Origin of the sequence: Eubacterium callanderi, assembly GCF_900142645.1 — a bacterium.
In the GTDB taxonomy this organism is placed as follows: domain Bacteria; phylum Bacillota; class Clostridia; order Eubacteriales; family Eubacteriaceae; genus Eubacterium; species Eubacterium callanderi.
On the sequence record NZ_FRBP01000003.1, the window covers coordinates 312,432 to 330,941 of the forward strand.

General features: G+C 36.9%; 22 protein-coding genes. All 22 read right to left on the reverse strand.

Features of this window, described 5'->3' with window-relative positions:
• Window position 1: 1 nt before the first annotated feature.
• The 22 genes from BUC22_RS05380 to BUC22_RS05485 all read right to left on the reverse strand — a co-directional run bounded on the left by BUC22_RS05380 (window position 2) and on the right by BUC22_RS05485 (window position 18,459).
• The gene (locus tag BUC22_RS05380; RefSeq protein ID WP_073382465.1) at window positions 2–2,827 is read right to left on the reverse strand and encodes a phage tail tape measure protein; all 2,826 of its coding nucleotides are present in this window, start codon (window positions 2,825–2,827) and stop codon (window positions 2–4) included.
• A 122-nt stretch (window positions 2,828–2,949) separates the two neighbouring features.
• Window positions 2,950–3,417, reverse strand: a complete 468-nt coding sequence (locus BUC22_RS05385; RefSeq protein ID WP_073382468.1) for a hypothetical protein — start codon at window positions 3,415–3,417, stop codon at window positions 2,950–2,952.
• A 228-nt stretch (window positions 3,418–3,645) separates the two neighbouring features.
• Window positions 3,646–4,011: a hypothetical protein gene (locus BUC22_RS05390; protein ID WP_073382470.1), complete on the reverse strand. Its 366-nt coding sequence runs from the start codon at window positions 4,009–4,011 to the stop codon at window positions 3,646–3,648.
• Window positions 4,012–4,022: 11 nt separating this feature from the next.
• The gene (locus tag BUC22_RS05395) at window positions 4,023–4,613 is read right to left on the reverse strand and encodes a major tail protein (protein WP_073382473.1); all 591 of its coding nucleotides are present in this window, start codon (window positions 4,611–4,613) and stop codon (window positions 4,023–4,025) included.
• Window positions 4,603–4,935: a hypothetical protein gene (locus BUC22_RS05400; RefSeq protein WP_073382475.1), complete on the reverse strand. Its 333-nt coding sequence runs from the start codon at window positions 4,933–4,935 to the stop codon at window positions 4,603–4,605. The genes BUC22_RS05395 and BUC22_RS05400 overlap by 11 nt, the downstream gene beginning before the upstream one ends.
• Complete coding sequence (locus BUC22_RS05405) at window positions 4,928–5,308, reverse strand: HK97-gp10 family putative phage morphogenesis protein (protein ID WP_073382478.1); 381 nt, start codon at window positions 5,306–5,308, stop codon at window positions 4,928–4,930. Before BUC22_RS05405 ends, BUC22_RS05400 begins: the two co-directional genes overlap by 8 nt.
• Window positions 5,305–5,637 carry a phage head closure protein gene (locus BUC22_RS05410; protein ID WP_073382481.1) on the reverse strand — a complete coding sequence of 111 codons (333 nt, stop codon included), beginning with the start codon at window positions 5,635–5,637 and terminating at the stop codon, window positions 5,305–5,307. The genes BUC22_RS05405 and BUC22_RS05410 overlap by 4 nt, the downstream gene beginning before the upstream one ends.
• 100 nt (window positions 5,638–5,737) lie before the next feature.
• On the reverse strand, window positions 5,738–6,016 hold the full coding sequence (locus BUC22_RS05415) for a head-tail connector protein (RefSeq protein WP_073382483.1): 279 nt from the start codon (window positions 6,014–6,016) through the stop codon (window positions 5,738–5,740).
• A 20-nt stretch (window positions 6,017–6,036) separates the two neighbouring features.
• A complete protein-coding gene (locus BUC22_RS05420) occupies window positions 6,037–7,233 on the reverse strand; it encodes a phage major capsid protein (RefSeq protein WP_073382486.1) in 1,197 nt (398 codons plus the stop codon).
• Window positions 7,234–7,239: 6 nt separating this feature from the next.
• Window positions 7,240–7,977 carry a head maturation protease, ClpP-related gene (locus BUC22_RS05425; protein ID WP_200805534.1) on the reverse strand — a complete coding sequence of 246 codons (738 nt, stop codon included), beginning with the start codon at window positions 7,975–7,977 and terminating at the stop codon, window positions 7,240–7,242.
• A complete protein-coding gene (locus BUC22_RS05430) occupies window positions 7,898–9,223 on the reverse strand; it encodes a phage portal protein (RefSeq protein WP_073382488.1) in 1,326 nt (441 codons plus the stop codon). Before BUC22_RS05430 ends, BUC22_RS05425 begins: the two co-directional genes overlap by 80 nt.
• Before the next feature lie 77 nt (window positions 9,224–9,300).
• Window positions 9,301–10,620 carry an ATP-binding protein gene (locus tag BUC22_RS05435; RefSeq protein ID WP_073382491.1) on the reverse strand — a complete coding sequence of 440 codons (1,320 nt, stop codon included), beginning with the start codon at window positions 10,618–10,620 and terminating at the stop codon, window positions 9,301–9,303.
• A 297-nt stretch (window positions 10,621–10,917) separates the two neighbouring features.
• Window positions 10,918–12,510: a terminase large subunit gene (locus BUC22_RS05440; protein ID WP_073382492.1), complete on the reverse strand. Its 1,593-nt coding sequence runs from the start codon at window positions 12,508–12,510 to the stop codon at window positions 10,918–10,920.
• Between the two features lie 77 nt (window positions 12,511–12,587).
• On the reverse strand, window positions 12,588–12,866 hold the full coding sequence (locus BUC22_RS05445) for an Nmad4 family putative nucleotide modification protein (RefSeq protein WP_073382495.1): 279 nt from the start codon (window positions 12,864–12,866) through the stop codon (window positions 12,588–12,590).
• 1 nt (window position 12,867) lies between these two features.
• On the reverse strand, window positions 12,868–13,113 hold the full coding sequence (locus tag BUC22_RS05450) for a hypothetical protein (RefSeq protein WP_073382497.1): 246 nt from the start codon (window positions 13,111–13,113) through the stop codon (window positions 12,868–12,870).
• A gap of 154 nt (window positions 13,114–13,267) precedes the next feature.
• Window positions 13,268–13,447, reverse strand: a complete 180-nt coding sequence (locus BUC22_RS05455) for a DUF5049 domain-containing protein (RefSeq protein ID WP_073382500.1) — start codon at window positions 13,445–13,447, stop codon at window positions 13,268–13,270.
• A complete protein-coding gene (locus tag BUC22_RS05460; protein WP_073382503.1) occupies window positions 13,437–13,667 on the reverse strand; it encodes a DUF4314 domain-containing protein in 231 nt (76 codons plus the stop codon). The genes BUC22_RS05455 and BUC22_RS05460 overlap by 11 nt, the downstream gene beginning before the upstream one ends.
• Window positions 13,651–14,307, reverse strand: coding sequence for a virulence protein (locus BUC22_RS05465; protein ID WP_073382505.1), 657 nt, complete (start codon window positions 14,305–14,307; stop codon window positions 13,651–13,653). Before BUC22_RS05465 ends, BUC22_RS05460 begins: the two co-directional genes overlap by 17 nt.
• A gap of 74 nt (window positions 14,308–14,381) precedes the next feature.
• Window positions 14,382–15,860: a DNA cytosine methyltransferase gene (locus BUC22_RS05470; RefSeq protein ID WP_073382508.1), complete on the reverse strand. Its 1,479-nt coding sequence runs from the start codon at window positions 15,858–15,860 to the stop codon at window positions 14,382–14,384.
• Entirely contained in the window at window positions 15,853–17,088 is a 1,236-nt protein-coding gene (locus tag BUC22_RS05475; protein WP_073382510.1) for a site-specific DNA-methyltransferase, read from the reverse strand. The genes BUC22_RS05470 and BUC22_RS05475 overlap by 8 nt, the downstream gene beginning before the upstream one ends.
• A gap of 12 nt (window positions 17,089–17,100) precedes the next feature.
• Window positions 17,101–17,883: an S-adenosylmethionine synthetase N-terminal domain-containing protein gene (locus tag BUC22_RS05480; RefSeq protein WP_073382513.1), complete on the reverse strand. Its 783-nt coding sequence runs from the start codon at window positions 17,881–17,883 to the stop codon at window positions 17,101–17,103.
• 3 nt (window positions 17,884–17,886) lie between these two features.
• Window positions 17,887–18,459, reverse strand: coding sequence for a P27 family phage terminase small subunit (locus BUC22_RS05485; RefSeq protein ID WP_200805535.1), 573 nt, complete (start codon window positions 18,457–18,459; stop codon window positions 17,887–17,889).
• Window positions 18,460–18,510: the final 51 nt, after the last annotated feature.

Genomic DNA, 18,510 nt, shown 5'->3' on the forward strand with positions numbered 1-18,510 from the left:
CTTACCACCCCCTTGCCTTTCTATTTTGCAGTTTACCAAGTGCCATATCCATCTGTGGTGCAATTCCTCCTACAAGTTCTCCAGAGTCAAGTACAATACTTGTTTCTGCAAATTGTGGAAAATAGGTATCCATGATGGCTAATACTCTGTTCATCACACTTAACAAATCTCCATTTGCTCCGGCTGTCATATTTTGAAGAGTATCAAGTCCCATGATAACTTCCGGACCCGTCTCTCCACCTCCAAGGAGATGTCCACCTTTACTACCAAAAATAGTTGCTCCATTTAAAAGCATTGGCTTATTCATAGCCTTTTTATACCAGTCAATAGATAGGTGCGGCACAGATGGTGGTGCTAAAGAAAAGTGTCCACTAATGCTAAAATGAGGCAGTTTAATATGTGGTAACTTTAGGCTAATGCCAGCAAAGAAACCTTTAATGGCATCAACCAGATTTTTGACTTTATTCTTTGCCTCCTCAATCGGTGTAACAATGGCACTCTTGATACCGTTCCAAATAGAAACGGCTGTATTTTTTATTCCATTAAAGATAGCACTTACTGTACTTGATACTGCATTAAATACTGATGATACCTTTGACTTTATTCCATCCACCACAGAACCGATTATACTTTTGATTCCATTCCATACATTTGTTACAACTGTTTTTACTGCATTAAAGATTGTAGTAATTACAGTTTTTATAGCATTAAGTACTGTTGAAATCATATTACTGATTGCATTCCATGCAGTCGTAATGACAGTTTTTATGGCATTCATAACTGTAGATATAAAGGTGCTAATTACATTTAATACCGTCATTACTACAGTCTTTATTGCCTCCCACACAGCCATAATGGTTTCTTTACAGTTTTCCCAAATAAACCTAAATGGTAAAGTTATGAGTTCAAAATAACTTTTTATAAGTTCCACAATAAACATCAGTGCTACAGTCAGTACATTTTTTATCGTTTCCCAAACTGTAGTAAAAATATTAACTAAGCCTTCCCATATTCCCTTAAAGAAATCTGATATACTTTGCCAGATACTCATAATTGCAGTTGATACTGTTTCCCATAAGCCTTTAAACCACTCTGTAATTGCACCCCAGTTTTTAATAATTGCTATGATGGCTACAACTGCTGCAATAATAGCTGCGATAATAGCTATGATTGGAAGAAGGGATACATTAAGAGCACCAAAGCCTACTGCTGCCCCTCCTGCTGCAGTACCAGCGGCTGCTGTTCCGGCTGCACTTGCACCACCTGCTACTCCTACCGCTGTGGTTGCTGTTGCTGTTCCTCCAAGTAATCCAATAAGACCTCCAAGAGCAGATGTAATTGTCCCAACTGCAGTGATGACTTTTCCAATAACTACAAGTACCGGTCCTACCGTTGCAGCAATAAGTGCTATCTTTACAATAGCCTGTTGCATACCCGGAGATAGGCTATTCCACTTTTCATTTAAAGACTTCATTGTTTCAGCAAATTTTTCAAGCATTGGCTGAAGAACTGTCATCAGTGAATTTCCAACATCAGCACCTACAATCTTTAGACTGTTCATTGATGTCTTAAACTTATCTATAGGATCTAAGGTTTCATTAAAAGTTTTATCCACATTTCCAATGTTATCTTTTAGAGATGTGCCTAGTTCTTCAAAGGAAAGAGAGCCGTTTTTACAAGCCTGATAAATTGCTCCGCCTGCCCTTTTACCAAAGAGTTCATAGGCTACTTGTAACCCTTCTGTATCAGATTTTGCATTAACCATGCTATCTTGGATATCTTTTAGTGCCTCTTTCATAGGCTTTCCATTTGCAGTCGCATTGGCAAGCGCCTTTGTCAGACCTGTCATAACCTGTGATGTATCTGCTCCTGACATTTCAACATTGCCTAAGAAATTAGCTGCATCACTTGCTGAAAACCCAAGTTGCTGTAAGGCTGCAGAGTTTGTTACCATGCTCTTTGCAAGGGTATCCATGCTGATGCCGGTTCTTTGTCCGACAGCATTCATAGTATCAAGAAGCGCTCCTGCATCTTCTGCCTTAAGGCCAAAAGCAGATATGACCTTTTGGGTATTATCAATAGCAGTGGATACATCCGTATTATTAAGTTGGGCAAACTTAATAAACTTTCCAGATAAGTCTTCTAACTTTTGACCTGTAAGACCAAATCTGGTGTTTACCTCTCCGATTGCAGCACCTGCTGTTTCAAAGTCTGTAGGTATGGATGTGGCAAGGTTTTTCATGCTATCTTGCATTTCCTTTAAAGCCTTACCGGATGCACCCGTCTTTTGAGTGATAATGTCCATTCCCTTATCTACCTCATTAAAGGCAGACAGTGAAGCAGCACCCATCGCTACGATAGGTGCTGTGACATGAGTGGATAGACCTTTACCAACTTCGGTAGTCTTATCCCCGACTGCTTTAATTTTATCTCCTGTCTCTTTCATAGAAACAGATAAGGCTGACGGTACTTTTTTTGCCTCTTCTTCAAGTGCCTTTAGGTTGTTTTCTGTTTCAATAATTTCTCTTTGCAGAGCATCATATTTGTCTTGTCCAAGTTCTCCATTTTCTAGCTGTACTTTTGCCTGCTTATCTGCTTCTTTTAAAGCATCCAGTTTATTTTTTGTTTCAGAGATTTCCTTTTGCAGTAACTGCTGCTTTTGAGCAAGCAACTTTGCATTGGAAGGATCAAGTTTAAGTAGCCTATTCACATCACGGAGCTGTGACTGCGTATTTTTTATTGTAGAGTTTACACCTTTTAAGGCTTTATCAAGACCTGTTGTATCTCCACCAATTTCAACAGTAATTCCCTTTATTCTATTGGCCACCCCGTCACCTCCCTTCTAAAAAATGGGGATAAAAAAGACACCTACTGTTACGTAAGTGCCATAAAAACAATTTAATATTTAATTAGACGAATCTCTGATCTATATTTCTTTTTTTACTTTTCTCAAAATATAGGAATTTCTCCTTTATAATTTAGAGATTTTTCCAATAAAGGTCCTTTTGCTCCCATAGTAAATGCAATATCACTACTTCGAATAGAGAGTAATTCCATACCTATTTGTAAGCCCAAAAATCCCATCATTTCTTCTGTTAATTTTATTTTACCATCCGGTGATATGCTTATCCAACAGTACCATCTACCTTTATACTTCACAAACTCACCTGAATTAGTTGTATATTCTAAAAGTAATGGTGTTTCTTGCAATATATGTCCTAATTTTGAAGGATAAAGTAATTTTTTTGTAGTAACACAGAATCCACCAGTTCTTTTACTTCCAGTAAACAAATAAATCTTATCATCATTGGTAATTTTATATTCTTCTATTGCCTGCGTTGGAAATTGAATAGTACCATCTAAACGAATAGTTGACTTCCCAAAAATAAACTTACCACCTTTATTCATTTGCGGCATTATATTGACTCACCTCCCCCAAATTCACATTTATCTTATTGATTATTATAGCATATTTTACGATAAATTAGAATCTGTCAAACTCAGCTTGCCCCGCAACCTTACTGTATTTTACTCCATCATTTGCTTTCTCTGTCCAAATATCAAGTACCATACCTATGGTTAGTAAATCAAGTTCAGAAATACTTAGCCCTATTTCCACGCACCTTAGTAGAAATAGGGCCGTTGTCATTTCCCTGCTACTTTTTGGAAGTTTTTTTTAGACTGAACTTCTGTCTCAAGATTTGCTCCCCAAAGTTCAAGAATTTCAGGCAAGATTTCATAAATAGAAAACATTTCAAACTGATCAAGCCAATCATCAATATTCCCCGGAATACTCCTATCCGCATGATAAGCCATGATGTATGCTACATTTTCAAATATCTCAAGGTCATCAATTTCAAAAGACCCCTCATGTGCTTTGAAAGTTTTTTCAAGCTTTGAAAGGTCTTTGAAAATATCTCTCTTAAATTTAATTCTATATAGCCTTGGAATGGTCGCAGATGAGCGAAACTTTACATCAAGTTCTCCTACTCTTACTGTTTTCTCAAGCATAACTTTCCTCCTTATTTTCCTGAAGGCTTAGGTGTTTCAGAATTAGCCTGTGGTACATAAACGCTCTTATACCAATTAGCATAGGTATCAGCAGATGTGGTATCCCCTGTTCTTGATTTTACAAGACCATCCTCTCTTGGATCTGCTGTAAGCGATAGTGTTTCTGTTCCAGGTTCAATCGTATCTTCCTTCGTTTCAGATTCAATTGATGGACGAGATGCAGAACAGTTATATAGGACGTGCCTAATTGCATTGATATCACCATCAAACTCAAATAATAGTGCAAACTTTTCTGTTTCTGACACATTCGCCTTTTCTACAAGCACTCCATTTTTATCCAGTTCTTCTTTCAGAATTTCTGTTCTAAACCATTCTGGAATAAGTGCTATCTCAAGGTCACCACTATATCCGTTATTAGCAGTAGACCTAAAATAAACAATGCCATCAGCATAAAATGGACTTGATTCTCCTTCTGCATCAAGACTGATACTGACGGCTCCCGGCACCCGCTTTGGACTCTCATAAGTAAATGCACCACTTGTATCTTTTTTCAGCTTTGCAGCATGAACATTTTTAAGGTTATATTTTACTTTATTTCCCATTTGTCTTTACCTCCATTTCAAATATATATAAGACTTCATAGAGCTTTTCAGACTCTATAAAGACTTCTGATTTGTTATAAAAAATGCCATGCTCATCGAGCACAGCTTCTATCTTTTCTTCTATCTCAGGACTCTTGTAGTCCGTATAGACTTCAATATGAACTTCATTTGCTTTAAAGTAGACCCTTCCATCTGCTGAAAAGTTATCGCTTGCTGGCAAGATGTAAATAAGAAAAGGTGGCTTAGGTGATTCACCTTCAGCAAAGTGATGATATGCACTAGGAAGTCCAATTCTTTTTATGATTTCAAGTAACCTATCCATTTGAAATAGCCTCCTTAATCTCTTCTTCAAATACTTTTATAGCCTTTTCTTCAGCAGCTGCAATATGTGGTCTAGCAGACACTCTACCTCCACCACGCTTTGCATGACCAAACTCAAGAAGATGGGTGAGCTGATATCTATTTTTAGAATGAACTACAAGTTCCAGACTGTTTGATGTTTCTCTCACAGTTTTTACCGTCCAGCTTTTACCATACTTTCCTGTATCACTTGGTGCATTAGTACTGATTTCATCACGCACTGTCTTTCCAGCTTTTTGAACTGCTTTTTTCACATTTTCAGTTGTAACATCAGCATATTTTTCAAGCTCCTTCATCACTTCAGATGAAAGACTATCAATTTTTACCTTGCTCATCTCTCGCACCTCTTACAATGAAGTTTTATGCTTTTCTTCCTGTAGTTCATGTGGTCAATTCCTTCAATTTCATAAATATCATCATAAAAAATAACCCTATAACCAATGGAAGATAAGATCGATACTTCCTTACTGTAGCGAATAGTAAAGTCAATTTTACTTTCATCCCAGATAGCACCACTGCTTGTTTCTTCCTTTGGGCTTTCACTGCTGATAGTTGCATAGCAAGAGTAATATTTACTCCATACATTTTTGTGGTTTCCGATTTTATCTACTTCCACTATGCTTTTTTCTATGATAATACGTTTATTTAATAAAGCTATATTCATTTTTCTACCTCCGTTACACAAATCAAAGAAAAATGTTCTTGTGCCCAGCGATAGAAACACAGAAATCTTTGATTTCGTTTTGTTTCATCGAAAGGGTACATTAGAATCCCGCCTTTCTTACTCCAAATAGCATAGACCTTAGCGTAATCGTTAGTTCATGATGGTCAGCTTCTTCTCTATGTTCATAAAGATAGGCAGTCCCGTATAGTACTGCCACCTTATATTCGTCAAAACTATCTTTGATAACTTCATCTTCCTCTTTTCTTACAATGGAAAGACACATTTTTTCAGCAGACTTTATAAGGGTGCTAATTAAATCATCATCTTCACTTGTGTCCACCCTCAGATAGTTTTTCATTTCTTCAAGACTTACAACCATAACTAGCACCCTCCCTTCCTTTATTTTGCTTTTACAGTAAGAAGATGAACAGCTTCCGGAAGAATGAGTTTCCCGTCTACTCTTTCCTTTGCGATAAATCCTGTAGTATCCGTTTCTGCATAAAGTTCAGTAAGTTCCTGCATTGACCTTGTTCCTCTGTCTGCAATGTTGTAATATGAAAAATCACCAAATGCAATAGCAGGTTTTCCTGCTTCTACTATTGGTGCATACGCTGAAGTAAATACCGGATAACCAAGAAGTCTATCAGGCTCTCCTTCCTTAACGGAAGGCTGCCACATATAGTTTCCATTTCCATCTTTGAGTTTTCTAATGATAGCAATGGTCTGGTCATTCATGATGAACTTTGCCTTTTGACGGTATGGTCTTCCAAGAGCATACACAAGACTGATAATATCATCAGAGGAAATAACTGCACCTGCTGTTGTTACATCGCTCATAGCTCCGCCATCTTTATGGAAAATTCCAAGAGGTTTTTTCTTACCATCTCCATTAAGGAAGGCATCTTCCTCGGCATTACCCATTGCCTTACCAAACTGCTCTATAATATAGCTTTCAAGAGGGAACATACTGTCATGAAGAAGTTCATTTGTTACCTTAACCCCTACAACAAGTTTAAAGGCATCAATGGTAATCTGTCCGAATGTTGCATCTGAAAATGGAATTTTACCACCTTCTTCAACCCAAAGGGCTGCAGGCTTTGTTGCCGTTACTGTAATTCTATGAAGACCTGATGTTGTAATCTTTGTTCCAAGAGTTCTCATAATGTTGTTTTCTTTTAGAACATCAATAAGTCTCTCATCATATTCTTCCGGAACAAGATAGCCTCCATCGGTATCTACCCCTTCCTGCAAAAGGTTAGTGACCTGCTTAAAGTTACTTCTGATTGCCTTAAGCATATCCTTTCTGTATTCGTCCGATGCTCTGCCTTTTTTCTCTGGTTTATCATCTTTTCCATCCATAGGTTTAGATACAATGGCTGAATTGATAGGTTTAGATAATTCTTGTTCCATCGCCTCCATCTGCTGAAGTCTTTCAATCTCTAAGCTATAATTTTTTACTTTCTTCTCCATTTCATCATAGGTATTTGCATCTTCTTCAGAAATAAGCCCATCTTTATCACGTTTGCTTTCAAGGAAAGCCTTAGCACCTTCCCATGCCTTATTTCTCTTTTCAATCATTTCTAAAATCTTACTCATAGTTTTTTACCTCCAATTTTTCATTAAAAAAAGACGGTCCATTAACTTGTCCGCCTTGATACCTGTATTTGTTTCTTTACTTTCTATCTTGCATTTAGCAGCTAACTTATCCATAAGTGAATTAACCACCTGCGCTTTTGAATACATCATACTTACCTGTGGAACTTCCATGTCCTTTGCATCACTTCTTTTTAAGATGTCATCTGCAAAGCCAAGCTCCACTGCTTTATGTGCATCCATCCAAGTTTCCGAATCCATTAGATGGGATAGTTTTGCTCTAGACATTCCAGTCTTAATTTCATAAGCGTTGATGATGGATTCTTTCACTTCATCTAGCATCGAGATTGCTTTTTCCATCTCACCCTTATTCCCAAAAGCTATAGTCATAGGATTATGAATCATCAGCATGGATACCGGGCTCATTAAAACCTTTGTACCTGCCATTGCAATAACCGATGCAGCACTTGCTGCTATGCCATCAATCTTGACTGTGACATTACCCTTATAATCAATTAACATATTGTAGATTTGAGCTGCTGCTACACAGTCACCTCCTGGAGAATTAATCCAAACAGTAATATTTCCATTTCCCCCATTTAACTCTTCCTTAAAAAGCTGTGGTGTAACATCATCATCAAACCATGACTCTTCTGCTATCGTTCCATTAAGGAATAGGATGCGTTCTGTCACTTCCTCTTCGTTTTGGTTTTTCATTTGATTCTTCCACTTCCAAAACTTCTTCATTAGGTTCTTCCTCCTTTACTCTATCACCTGCAAATGCTCCTGCACGATTTAGTGGGAGCATATTTCCATTTATGAGATATAAATCCCCTCCTTCTTCACTAGGAATATGGTCTAGGTTTTCTAATTCTCTAATATCATTTGCAGACATCCATCCATTTTGCCTGCCGATAGCATAACCATTCATACGACTTTGGTAGTCTCCACGAAGTAAGCCATCCACATTGAACTTCACATAGTATTTTTTCTTTTCTTCTTCACTAAATAGCCTTCTGACAATAGCTTGCTCCCACCTTGCCACCCAAGGATCAAGGGTGTATTTTACAAACTCTAGTGATTGTTGCTCGATATTAGAAAAGCTGGACTTTTCAAGGTCACCTACCATATGAGGTGGAACTCTGAATATTCTAGCTATCTCATTGATTTGAAATTTTCTTGTTTCTAAAAACTGTGCTTCATTGGGAGATATGGAAATCGGTGTATACTTCATTCCTTCCTCCAAGATTGCTACCTTATGTGAGTTACTTCCTGAAAAACCTTTAGACCAGCTTTCTCTCATTGCCTGTGGGTCTTTTACTGTTCCTGGATACTCAAGTATTCCAGATGGCGTTGCTCCATTTGCAAAGAAACTAGCACCGTATTCTTCTGTAGCTATTGCCATACCTATCGCATTTTTAGCCATTGCAATCGGACTGTATCCGACAAGCCCGTCAAAACCAAGTCCCGGAATATGAAGAACATCACTTTGATTTAGCTTAACCGTTCCCTGTTTTCCAAGATTGGAATCTCCATCACTTACCAGATACTCGTAATAGATACTGCCTTTATCATCCCTATCTACTTTCATCCTGTCAGGCATAAGTGGATAAAGACCCAACACCTCACCTTTTCCGTTTCTTATTATCTGAGCATAGGCATTACCCCATAAAAGTAGATGTGTCATCATGGTTTCCCTAAATACAAAACTTGTCATTTCAGGATTTGGTTCATCATGAAGAACTTTATATAGCGGATGGTCTATTGCTTTTTCAGTTCCTGAATCTGTCCGTAGATAGACATGAAGTGGAAGGCTTGCGACTGCCTCTGATAAAATACGAACACAGCTATATACTGCTGTCATCTGCATAGCAGAGCGTTCATTTACTCTTCTCCCGGATGATGAACCCTCCATTAGAAAGCTATATGCACTTCCATTTGTTCTATTTATTGGCTTATCTCTACTTTTGAATAATCCGGTTAATATTCCCATTCACATCCCTCCTATTTTTTCATAGAAAAAGCACCTACTACTGAAGTAGATGCTTATCGTTATGTTCTCTCATTACTTTATTTTAATAGCCATTCAATTACATCAATAGATTGAATTCCATCATATTCATCGTCAAGTGCTTTATCTAAAGTAATAACCATTTTTTTATAATTATTATGGATTTTTTGTAAAGGTTTTAATTCTCTTTCTCTGACCGATTCATTTTTCATACTTTCAGTTACTTGAATATACATTTTTTTATTTGCATTTGTAGCAATAAAATCGACCTCTAAATTATCAATTTTTCCAATTGCCACATCAAACCCACGTCTTAGCAATTCAAAGTAAACCATATTCTCTAAAGCATGTCCTCTGTCTCTATCTCTAAACCCAAGTAAATAATTTCTTAGTCCAATATCCACTATATAATACTTGCCAAGTGTTCTTAGATACTCTCTTCCCTTTATATCAAATCGCTTAACATCATAAAACATGTATGATTCTTTTAATGCCCCTACATATGATGCAATAGTTTGCGTTGCCGGTTTTCCTTGTCTTTCACGATTTTGAATCATGTTTTCAGATACAAGCGTATTGCTTACCGAATTAAGAGATGTATTATTCCCAATATTATCGGCTAAAAATAATATGATTTTTCTAAGTAATTCTGCATCTGTAATTTGTCTTACTCCTCTTCTTTTTTCGCGTTCAAGGATATCTCTAACAACTACAGTTGAATATACTCCATCGAGTAAAGTCATCGCTTTGTCTTGTTCAAGCCCAACATCTGCTATCCCAGGCATACCACCATATCGCATATATGCATCAAATAAGTCTCTGATTTCAACAATTTCATCATTCTCATTTACGGCTCTTTTTTTCTTTTCTCCAATTGGTGTTTTATATTCCTTTAATTTATATCCATGAAAATCTATAAATTCCTTAAATGATAATGGATACATTTTTATTTCTACATACCTGCCAGATAAATATGTAGAGTATTCCGATGACAATAGATATGAATTGGATCCAGTTATATATATGTCGCAGTCAAAATCAACTCGAAATGAATTTATAGCATCTTCCCATCTTTCTATCCTTTGAAGTTCATCAAAAAATAAATAAGCCCTTTTTGTAGTTGGAATTTTTTTCTTTACATATTCATATAATTCTTTGTAATTCATCTCTTGAAATTCAAGGGATTCAAAATTTATTGCAATAATCTGATCTTGTTTAACTCCAGAATTTAAAAGATATTCCTGCATTAGTTTTAATAAACTTGATTTTCCACATCTTCTAATTCCTGTTATAATCTTTACGGGTTCTTTGTCTTTAAATGCAATCAATTGATTCAGGTATATATTTCTAGTTTTTAACTTTCTCTCATAGTGCAACATACCATATCCCTCCTTTTTGATTACATTATACCCTAAACTTTTATTTTTATCAAGTTTGAGGTATCAATTCCCTAAACTTAATCTTATTTCAGAAAATCAATTTTTCTGAAATAAGGATGACTCTTCCCTATCTATATTTCAAAAACAGATACCTACATAAATACACTCCCTCTTTCTTTCGCCTAATTGCAGCATATTTTTAGGCGATTGTTAAGAGTTTAGGCGATTATTTTATATTTAGTACTTTCTTCTGTGCATTATAAAAGCAAAAATAACGGACAAAAGCAAGTTTTGAAACTACATAAACAAAATACCTCTGCTGTCATATACACTTTCTGTATTTTGATTCCCACACCTAATCGCCCTATCAAGTGCCATGATGGTGGCAATTGCACCATCAATCTTTTCTGTGGATTTTTCTTTATCTGCTTTGATATTTCCTGCAGGGTCTGTCCTAATAAATATGTTATCCATATTCCACCTAAGTACAGGATGACCACCGTGAGCAAGTTTTTGTTCTAGTGTTAATTTCATAAGTTCTTTGGTAGGCGGACTCATATCCTTAAAGCCCTGTCCAAAAGGAACTACGGTAAAGCCCATATTTTCTAGATTTTGTACCATCTGAACAGCACCCCACCTATCGAAGGCAATCTCTCTGATATTAAATTTTTCTCCAAGTTTTTCTATAAAACTTTCTATATATCCGTAGTGCACAACATTGCCTTCAGTCGTTTGAATATATCCTTGTCTTTCCCAAATATCATAAGGAACATGGTCACGCTTTACCCTTAAATCAAGTGTATCTTCCGGTAACCAAAAATAAGGAAGAACTATAAATTTATCTTCCTCATCTATTGGTGGAAATACAAGTACAAATGCAGTGATATCTGTTGTAGAGGAAAGGTCAAGTCCTCCATAACACACTCTTCCTTCAAACTCATCTTCATTTACTACAAAGGAGCAGGCATCCCACTTATCCATTGGCATCCATCTTACCGCTTGTTTTACCCACTGGTTAAGTCTTAGCTGTCTAAATGAATTCTCCTCCCCCGGATTTTGCTTTGCCGATTCGCAGGCTGCTTTGACTTTATCAATTCCAACAGTAACTCCAAGTGATGGGTTTGCTTTCTTCCATACTTTTGGATCTGTCCAATCGTCAGTTTCATCTGCTCCATAAATTACAGGATAAAAAGTAGGATCTATTTTTCTTCCCTCTAATATATCCTTAGCCTTTTGATGAGTTTCATAGCAAATGGAATGTGTATCTGTTCCTGCTGTTGTGATTAAAAAATATAGAGGCTGTGTTCTTGCATCCCCTGAACCTTTTGTCATTACATCAAAAAGCTTACGATTGGGCTGAGTATGAAGTTCATCAAACACAACGCCATGAATATTAAACCCATGCTTGGAATATGCTTCTGCAGACAAAACTTGATAAAAGCTATTCGTTGGCTGAAATATGATTCTCTTTTGTGATGCTAATATCTTTACTCTTCTATTTAATGCCGGACACATACGAACCATATCGGCAGCCACATCAAAAACGATTGTTGCCTGCTGTCTATCTGCTGCACATCCATATACTTCAGCTCGTTCTTCCCCATCACCACAACAAAGAAGTAAGGCAACAGCAGCTGCAAGCTCACTCTTACCCATCTTCTTTGGGATTTCAATGTAGGCTGTATTAAACTGCCTATATCCATTTGGTTTTAATACGCCAAATAAATCTCGTATGATTTGCTCCTGCCATGGAAGTAAATGAAATGGCTTACCTGCCCATGTGCCTTTGGTATGGCTTAGGCATTCAATGAAATTTACAGCATAATCTGCATGGTCTTTGCTATAAATAGAATCTTTTAATTTAAATTTTGTAGTCTTGTATTTTGCCATCAACTCACCCCCTTTTAGGCATAAAAAATACAGCCCTTTGGCTGCTACTACGAGAAACAGAGCCTAGGCTCTGAAATTCAGTTTTGTTTTAATGCCCACTCAATTGCGTGACCATCATCTTCAAATCTTTCTTCGCTTACTTCCCTTAGTCCAATAAAACCTTCGCATGAATGGTCATCATCTAGGAATTCATAAACTGCTGCAAAGTAGCAATTTCCATCTGGGTGATAGTAGTGTCCTACAAGAATCACCCTATCTCCAAAGGTTATGACCTTACCCCATCTCGTTTCTAAATCTTCCGGTGTTGCCTGTGTTGGTATCTTATAATTATTTGCTAAATATATCATTTTGTTCATCTTATTTTCCCTCCAATTCTAAGAATTCATCGTAGGTGATAAGACCTGCATCGTAGAGTTCATAGTTTTCATTTTCCTTATAGAATTCTCTTTCTTTTTCTTCCCTTGCTTTGGCTCTTTTTAGGTATTCGTTCCAGCCAATCTTGCCTTCATCATAAAGTTTTCTTTCAGGCTCTCCTTTATAAAGGGCTGCTTTCTTCTCGTTTAGCTTTCTTGTCGCTTCTCTAAAAATTTCTTGCTTTGTCATTGTTTTTTCCTCCTCTTGTTTTGGTATATTTATATTCCCGTACTTTGAAGGATATAGCAAGTCATTTTCCAAGAAAAGTGTAGTATTTTTATAGCAATTTACACCATCTTTTACTTATGGAAATTACATAAATAATATAAATTTCATAGTAAAGCTACTTCTCATCTCCATACAAAATGAAATTGACATAGGCTTTTCTATCTTCTTCTAAAAAATCAACTAACTCGTAAAAATCCATTTCAAAGGCGATTTTCTGAACAGCCTTTACATCAAACATATTTGTTAGACCTGTTTTTCTAATTGCTAGGATTTGTTCTTTAACCTTATCGTTCATCTGAAACCCTCCTACAGGAATCTTCACCATAAGCTACACTTAGGCTACTTCCGTTATCCCAAGAAACCATAATAGAGCCAATATCATCAATCCCCCTTACTGTTCCTTTTGTACCAATAGGCGGTGCCTGGATATCCTCCATAAAGACAAGCTCTACTCTAGTTCCAACTGGATACCTTTTTCTTAATTCTTCAACAACCTCTTTACTTGGAAACTTCATCTTTATGACCTCCATTTCTAAAAGCTGATGATCCTGAAAGCTTTTCAAGAAGTAATTTTCTATCCTTCTTAAATTCATCTCCGATAAAACCAAGTCTTAAAAGAAAACATCTAAAGGCATATTTTTCATTTATAACTTCTTTGGAAAATTCGTTAATGCGTTTCGCACCCACACTCATCTTACAAAGTGCAGCAATAAATTTTGTATATGTCATTAGATGTTCGTTATCGATATTTTCAAACCAGGGAAAACTTATCTTTTCTTCATCTTCCTCTATCTCAAGGCTTGTAACTCCCAGTGTCTTCTTGATTAAATCCCCCTTATTTTCAAGAATTTTATTGAGTTTGGCTAAATCTACCTTTTCCCTTGGTATTGCTACTGTAAGGCTTTGTGTGGCGTCGTGTTCGCTTTTACTTTCTTCCTCGGGTATAAAGCCGTCTCCGATAAGATTATGCACCAATTTTTCTAATGCAAAATCATCTTCACATAAAACTGTCCCCGTCTTATCAATTGTAAAGATTCCAATTTCATACGCCATGCTTGGCATTCCTAAATACTTGGATTTTTCATTTGTGATTCTTTCAATCCCTTTGACAAGCTCTTTTCTTTCTTTACCTGTAACATTAAATTTTACTTGCACTTATCTTTCCTCCTTTAGTTTTGGTATGTGTATATTCCCGTACTATCAGAGATTTATCAAGTTATATCTGTTCTTTATTCAAAGTAAAAGTGCTTAATTCCTGCAAGTACAAAGCATACATTAGGAAGTGCTACACCATTACCCCACATTTTGTATTCTGCTGAATCTGTATGAGGATTAGCTAGCCATTTTCTTATCTGTTTTTCACTTCTTGGTTTAGTAGATTTGGTTACAGTTTTTCTATAGGTTTCAAAAACTTCTGCCCAAAACTTCATCTCTTCTTCTGTTGGATTTTCGCTTTCAAGATTATCGCACCAATCGTCAGGAAAACCCTGAAGTCTACCACATTCTTTTGGAGTAAGTCTTCTTACAATATATCTTTTTCCATCTGTATCATTTACCACCGGAGGATCCTTATAGTCACTTGCAACTAAAGTATTAGCTATATTTTCCACTGCCTCAGTATGATGTGAATTTTTACTTGTTGAGTAGACAATAGCAAGTCCTCCTTGATTGGCATCCGGTGAATTTAATCCAGTATTTATTGTTCTTGCCACATCTGTTTCATAGATATTAGCCCTATGATTTTTTGTATTTTCTGATGTGATTCTTACATCAAATATATCCACTTTATCTTCAACTACAAAAGGCTGGTTATTTCCACCAGTTCCAAGGCTTGCTCCTATGGTATTACTAATATCAATCGGTCCTTTAAACCTAGAATCTTGTCCATGATTTTCAAATACAAGGGGCGGATGGTTTCCTACACTCGCAGTAATTGTTCCACATCTATCTTCATGAACATCCATTCTCTGACCGCCTTGGTCATTTAAGCACAGGTTTTCGATCCCGCTTCGAGCGCAATTCTTAGAATCTCCGGCAGTTCTTTTCCACGGGCATTTGCTCTTTTCAAGATGCCAAGGCATGCCCTCGGACTCAAATAATATTTTTCCGGCACTTTTTCCATTAAAATCGCAGACAAGATAGATGCGTCTTCTTCTCTGGGGAACTCCCCAGTATTGAGCATCAAGTACCCTCCATGCGAGTGAGAAATCATCTGCCATGATAAGTCCTGCATTTTGCCATCTATAAGGTCTAGCCTCATCAATTTTATATCCTTTGATTTCACAGATTTCTTTAAGGACCGAGAAGAAGTCCTCCCCTTTGTTGGAGGAGAATGCCCCTGGGACATTTTCCCATAGCGTATATCTTGGTTTTGTTCCATTTGTTTTCTCCCTCATTTCTTTAATAATTCTGGTTGCTTCATAAAATAAATTAGAGCGTGAACCGTTAAGCCCCGCTCTTTTCCCTGCAATAGACATATCTTGACAGGGACTTCCAAAAGTTATAATATCCACCGGCTCTATTTCATTTCCCTTAATTTCTGATACATCACCAAGATGCTTTACTTCCGGCATCCTTTTTGTGGTAACTCTAATTGGAAAGGGCTCAATTTCTGAACTCCAGATAGGTTTAATTCCTACTAGCTTTGCTCCAAGCGAAAAACCACCACTCCCATCAAAAAGACTGCCAAGAGTTAATTCCTTACTCATCGGCAGTCACCTCACTATATAGATATTCTTTTCCATCTCTTAATACGAATACATCCTTATCCGTTCCTGCCTGTTCAATATATCTTTTGATGATAACATCACAGAACTTTTCATCGAGTTCAATGGTGTAACAGGAACGGTCTGTTTGTTCACAAGCTATAAGGGTGCTACCACTTCCTCCGAATGGATCAAGTATAAGGGTATTGCTCATACTTGAATTATTAATCGGATAGGCAAGCAGTGGTATTGGTTTCATAGTAGGATGGTCAGCATTTTTCTTTGTTTTTTCAAACTCCCATATAGTGGTTTCTTTTCTTCCTGAATACCACAGGTGTTTTCCTTTCTTCTTCCATCCATATAGACAAGGTTCATGCTGCCACTGATAGGGACTTCTGCCAAGCACAAGTGACGGTTTCTTCCATATGCAACATCCGGATAGATAAAAGCCTGCATCGTTAAATGCTTTTCTAAAATTCAAGCCTTCCGTATCTGCATGAAATACATAGATTGATGCATCATCTGCCATCACTTTTTCCATATTAGAAAAAGTATCAAGTAGGAAGTTATAGAACTTGTCTGTATCCATATTGTCATTTTTAATCTTTCCGGCACTGCCTTCATAGTTGACATTGTAAGGTGGATCTGTGACTACAAGATTTGCTTTCTTTCCATCCATCAAACGGTTGTATATTTCTTCTTTTGTTGAGTCACCACAGATAAGTCTATGTCTACCAAGTGTCCATATATCACCTGCTTTAGTAAATGGAGACTTTGCTAGTTCTTCTTCAACATCAAAATCGTCATCTTCTACTTCTTTATCATCTTCAAAAATACTGGCAAGTTCACTTTCATCAAAGCCAAGTATGTCTAAATCGAAATCTGCTCCTTGTAATTCAGAAAGTTCAATCGCAAGCATATCTTCATCCCAACCTGCATTAAGAGACAGTTTATTATCTGCAATAATATATGCCCGTCTTTGAGTTTCGGTTAGGTGGCTTTCCTTAACGCATGGTACTTGCTTTAACCCAAGTTTCCTTGCTGCAGCAAGTCTACCATGCCCTGCTAAAATTGTATTATCTTCAGCTATGAGTATCGGAGATAGAAATCCAAACTCTTTTATGCTTGCAGCAATCTGATTAACTTGACTTTCTGAGTGAGTACGAGCGTTTCTTATATATGGAATAAGGTCATTAACCTCTGCTAGGTAATACTGCATTTCTTTTTCCATAAACTCCTCCCATTAAAAAAGACCCCACTCGGCAAACTTTTCAAATCCACCTACGGAGTCAATATATTCTTTCGCTAGTCTTACAATCTCATCATAAGACTTACCATCAATTTCCCTATCTCCAATTGCACAGCAGAGGTTAACTTCTTCTCCAGTTTCCTGTGCTTTTAGGAAAGCATAGATATTTACAGATACATCTGCCTTGGATAAGTCTTTTCCATGAAGTCCTCCACCGGTTACAGAGTCTGCCATATCTGAACCAAGTTTTCTGTTGGTAGCTCCTGTATCTACATCAGTTCCACCACTCCAATCTCCCAGTGGATTTATTTCTGCATGAGGATAGGTTTCTCTAAGTTCTAATGTTTTAGCATTGCTCTGACAGATAATAAGCCTTGTTTCATCTAAAATATACTTTCCATCAAATGGATACTTATCATAAATTTCTCTTGCTATTTTTGATAGTTCTTTCTGTTGATCTGTTAAAGACACTCCCTTAAAAATACCATTATCTCCACAGCGCACCTTGTCCTTTTGATTATTTGTCAAATATACATCTTGAGGAACAATCACAATATCTGCCTTCACATCGCCTGCAATACGATGAATGATTTTTTCAATTGGCGCCTGATAGAGTTTTTCTGTTGTTTCTATAATAACATGGCACACACCGTGTCCAATTAACACTTCAACTGCAATCTTAGGATTTTCATTTTCCTTATATGCTAAATCTACTATTGCACCTGCTATCCTATCTGCTATTTTATCAGGATGCATTGGATTTACTTTTTCTATCATTTTCTACCTTCCTCCTCTAAGTAACCTTTCCATAGGGTCATTACTTTCTTCTTCAAAAATTTCTGTACAATTTTGTTTTACAATGTCATAAATCTCATACCAAATTAGGTTCGCTGTCTTTTGAAAACTTGATGACATCTGTATAAATGGAGAGGCAATCACACCCCCGGTTGTCGGATGTTTCCCAAGCATTCCATATCTGCTGATAGCTTCCTCACACTGGATGTATCTTGCAAAAGCCTGTGAATAGGATTCAATCAATCTTTTATTTACAAGTTTTTCGCACTTTCTTTCCTTAAGCCATTGCCATGTTTCTTTATATATGCGGTCTGCTCCAAGCGGAATGCCACTCTTTTGCTTTGCAGATAGATACTCACTTGGCTTTGGCATATCCATGCCTTCAAGTTCTACCCCTTCCGGTAAATCTACTGATTCCAGTTCTGCATAGTATTCATCTGGTATATCATTTGCTAGTATCTTTACCATTTCCCCAGCTTGTATTTTTTTAGCTACTGGCTTTGGCTTATCTCCAGCTCTGACCCTTCTTCCTCCTCTATATGTTCCGTCTTTAGCCAAATTATCACTCCTTAAATTTTTACTTTCTTTAATACCCTGTTTGAACCTCTC

What these genes read in the sequence shown, in the direction of transcription:
- BUC22_RS05385 (WP_073382468.1), bottom strand. Translation starts at nt 3,417, where the DNA reads ATGCCGCAAATGAATAAAGGTGGTAAGTTTATTTTTGGGAAGTCAACT.
- BUC22_RS05390 (WP_073382470.1), bottom strand. Translation starts at nt 4,011, where the DNA reads ATGCTTGAGAAAACAGTAAGAGTAGGAGAACTTGATGTAAAGTTTCGC.
- BUC22_RS05395 (WP_073382473.1), bottom strand. Translation starts at nt 4,613, where the DNA reads ATGGGAAATAAAGTAAAATATAACCTTAAAAATGTTCATGCTGCAAAG.
- BUC22_RS05400 (WP_073382475.1), bottom strand. Translation starts at nt 4,935, where the DNA reads ATGGATAGGTTACTTGAAATCATAAAAAGAATTGGACTTCCTAGTGCA.
- BUC22_RS05405 (WP_073382478.1), bottom strand. Translation starts at nt 5,308, where the DNA reads ATGAGCAAGGTAAAAATTGATAGTCTTTCATCTGAAGTGATGAAGGAG.
- BUC22_RS05410 (WP_073382481.1), bottom strand. Translation starts at nt 5,637, where the DNA reads ATGAATATAGCTTTATTAAATAAACGTATTATCATAGAAAAAAGCATA.
- BUC22_RS05415 (WP_073382483.1), bottom strand. Translation starts at nt 6,016, where the DNA reads ATGGTTGTAAGTCTTGAAGAAATGAAAAACTATCTGAGGGTGGACACA.
- BUC22_RS05420 (WP_073382486.1), bottom strand. Translation starts at nt 7,233, where the DNA reads ATGAGTAAGATTTTAGAAATGATTGAAAAGAGAAATAAGGCATGGGAA.
- BUC22_RS05425 (WP_200805534.1), bottom strand. Translation starts at nt 7,977, where the DNA reads ATGAAGAAGTTTTGGAAGTGGAAGAATCAAATGAAAAACCAAAACGAA.
- BUC22_RS05430 (WP_073382488.1), bottom strand. Translation starts at nt 9,223, where the DNA reads ATGGGAATATTAACCGGATTATTCAAAAGTAGAGATAAGCCAATAAAT.
- BUC22_RS05435 (WP_073382491.1), bottom strand. Translation starts at nt 10,620, where the DNA reads ATGTTGCACTATGAGAGAAAGTTAAAAACTAGAAATATATACCTGAAT.
- BUC22_RS05440 (WP_073382492.1), bottom strand. Translation starts at nt 12,510, where the DNA reads ATGGCAAAATACAAGACTACAAAATTTAAATTAAAAGATTCTATTTAT.
- BUC22_RS05445 (WP_073382495.1), bottom strand. Translation starts at nt 12,866, where the DNA reads ATGAACAAAATGATATATTTAGCAAATAATTATAAGATACCAACACAG.
- BUC22_RS05450 (WP_073382497.1), bottom strand. Translation starts at nt 13,113, where the DNA reads ATGACAAAGCAAGAAATTTTTAGAGAAGCGACAAGAAAGCTAAACGAG.
- BUC22_RS05455 (WP_073382500.1), bottom strand. Translation starts at nt 13,447, where the DNA reads ATGAACGATAAGGTTAAAGAACAAATCCTAGCAATTAGAAAAACAGGT.
- BUC22_RS05460 (WP_073382503.1), bottom strand. Translation starts at nt 13,667, where the DNA reads ATGAAGTTTCCAAGTAAAGAGGTTGTTGAAGAATTAAGAAAAAGGTAT.
- BUC22_RS05470 (WP_073382508.1), bottom strand. Translation starts at nt 15,860, where the DNA reads ATGAGTAAGGAATTAACTCTTGGCAGTCTTTTTGATGGGAGTGGTGGT.
- BUC22_RS05475 (WP_073382510.1), bottom strand. Translation starts at nt 17,088, where the DNA reads ATGGAAAAAGAAATGCAGTATTACCTAGCAGAGGTTAATGACCTTATT.
- BUC22_RS05480 (WP_073382513.1), bottom strand. Translation starts at nt 17,883, where the DNA reads ATGATAGAAAAAGTAAATCCAATGCATCCTGATAAAATAGCAGATAGG.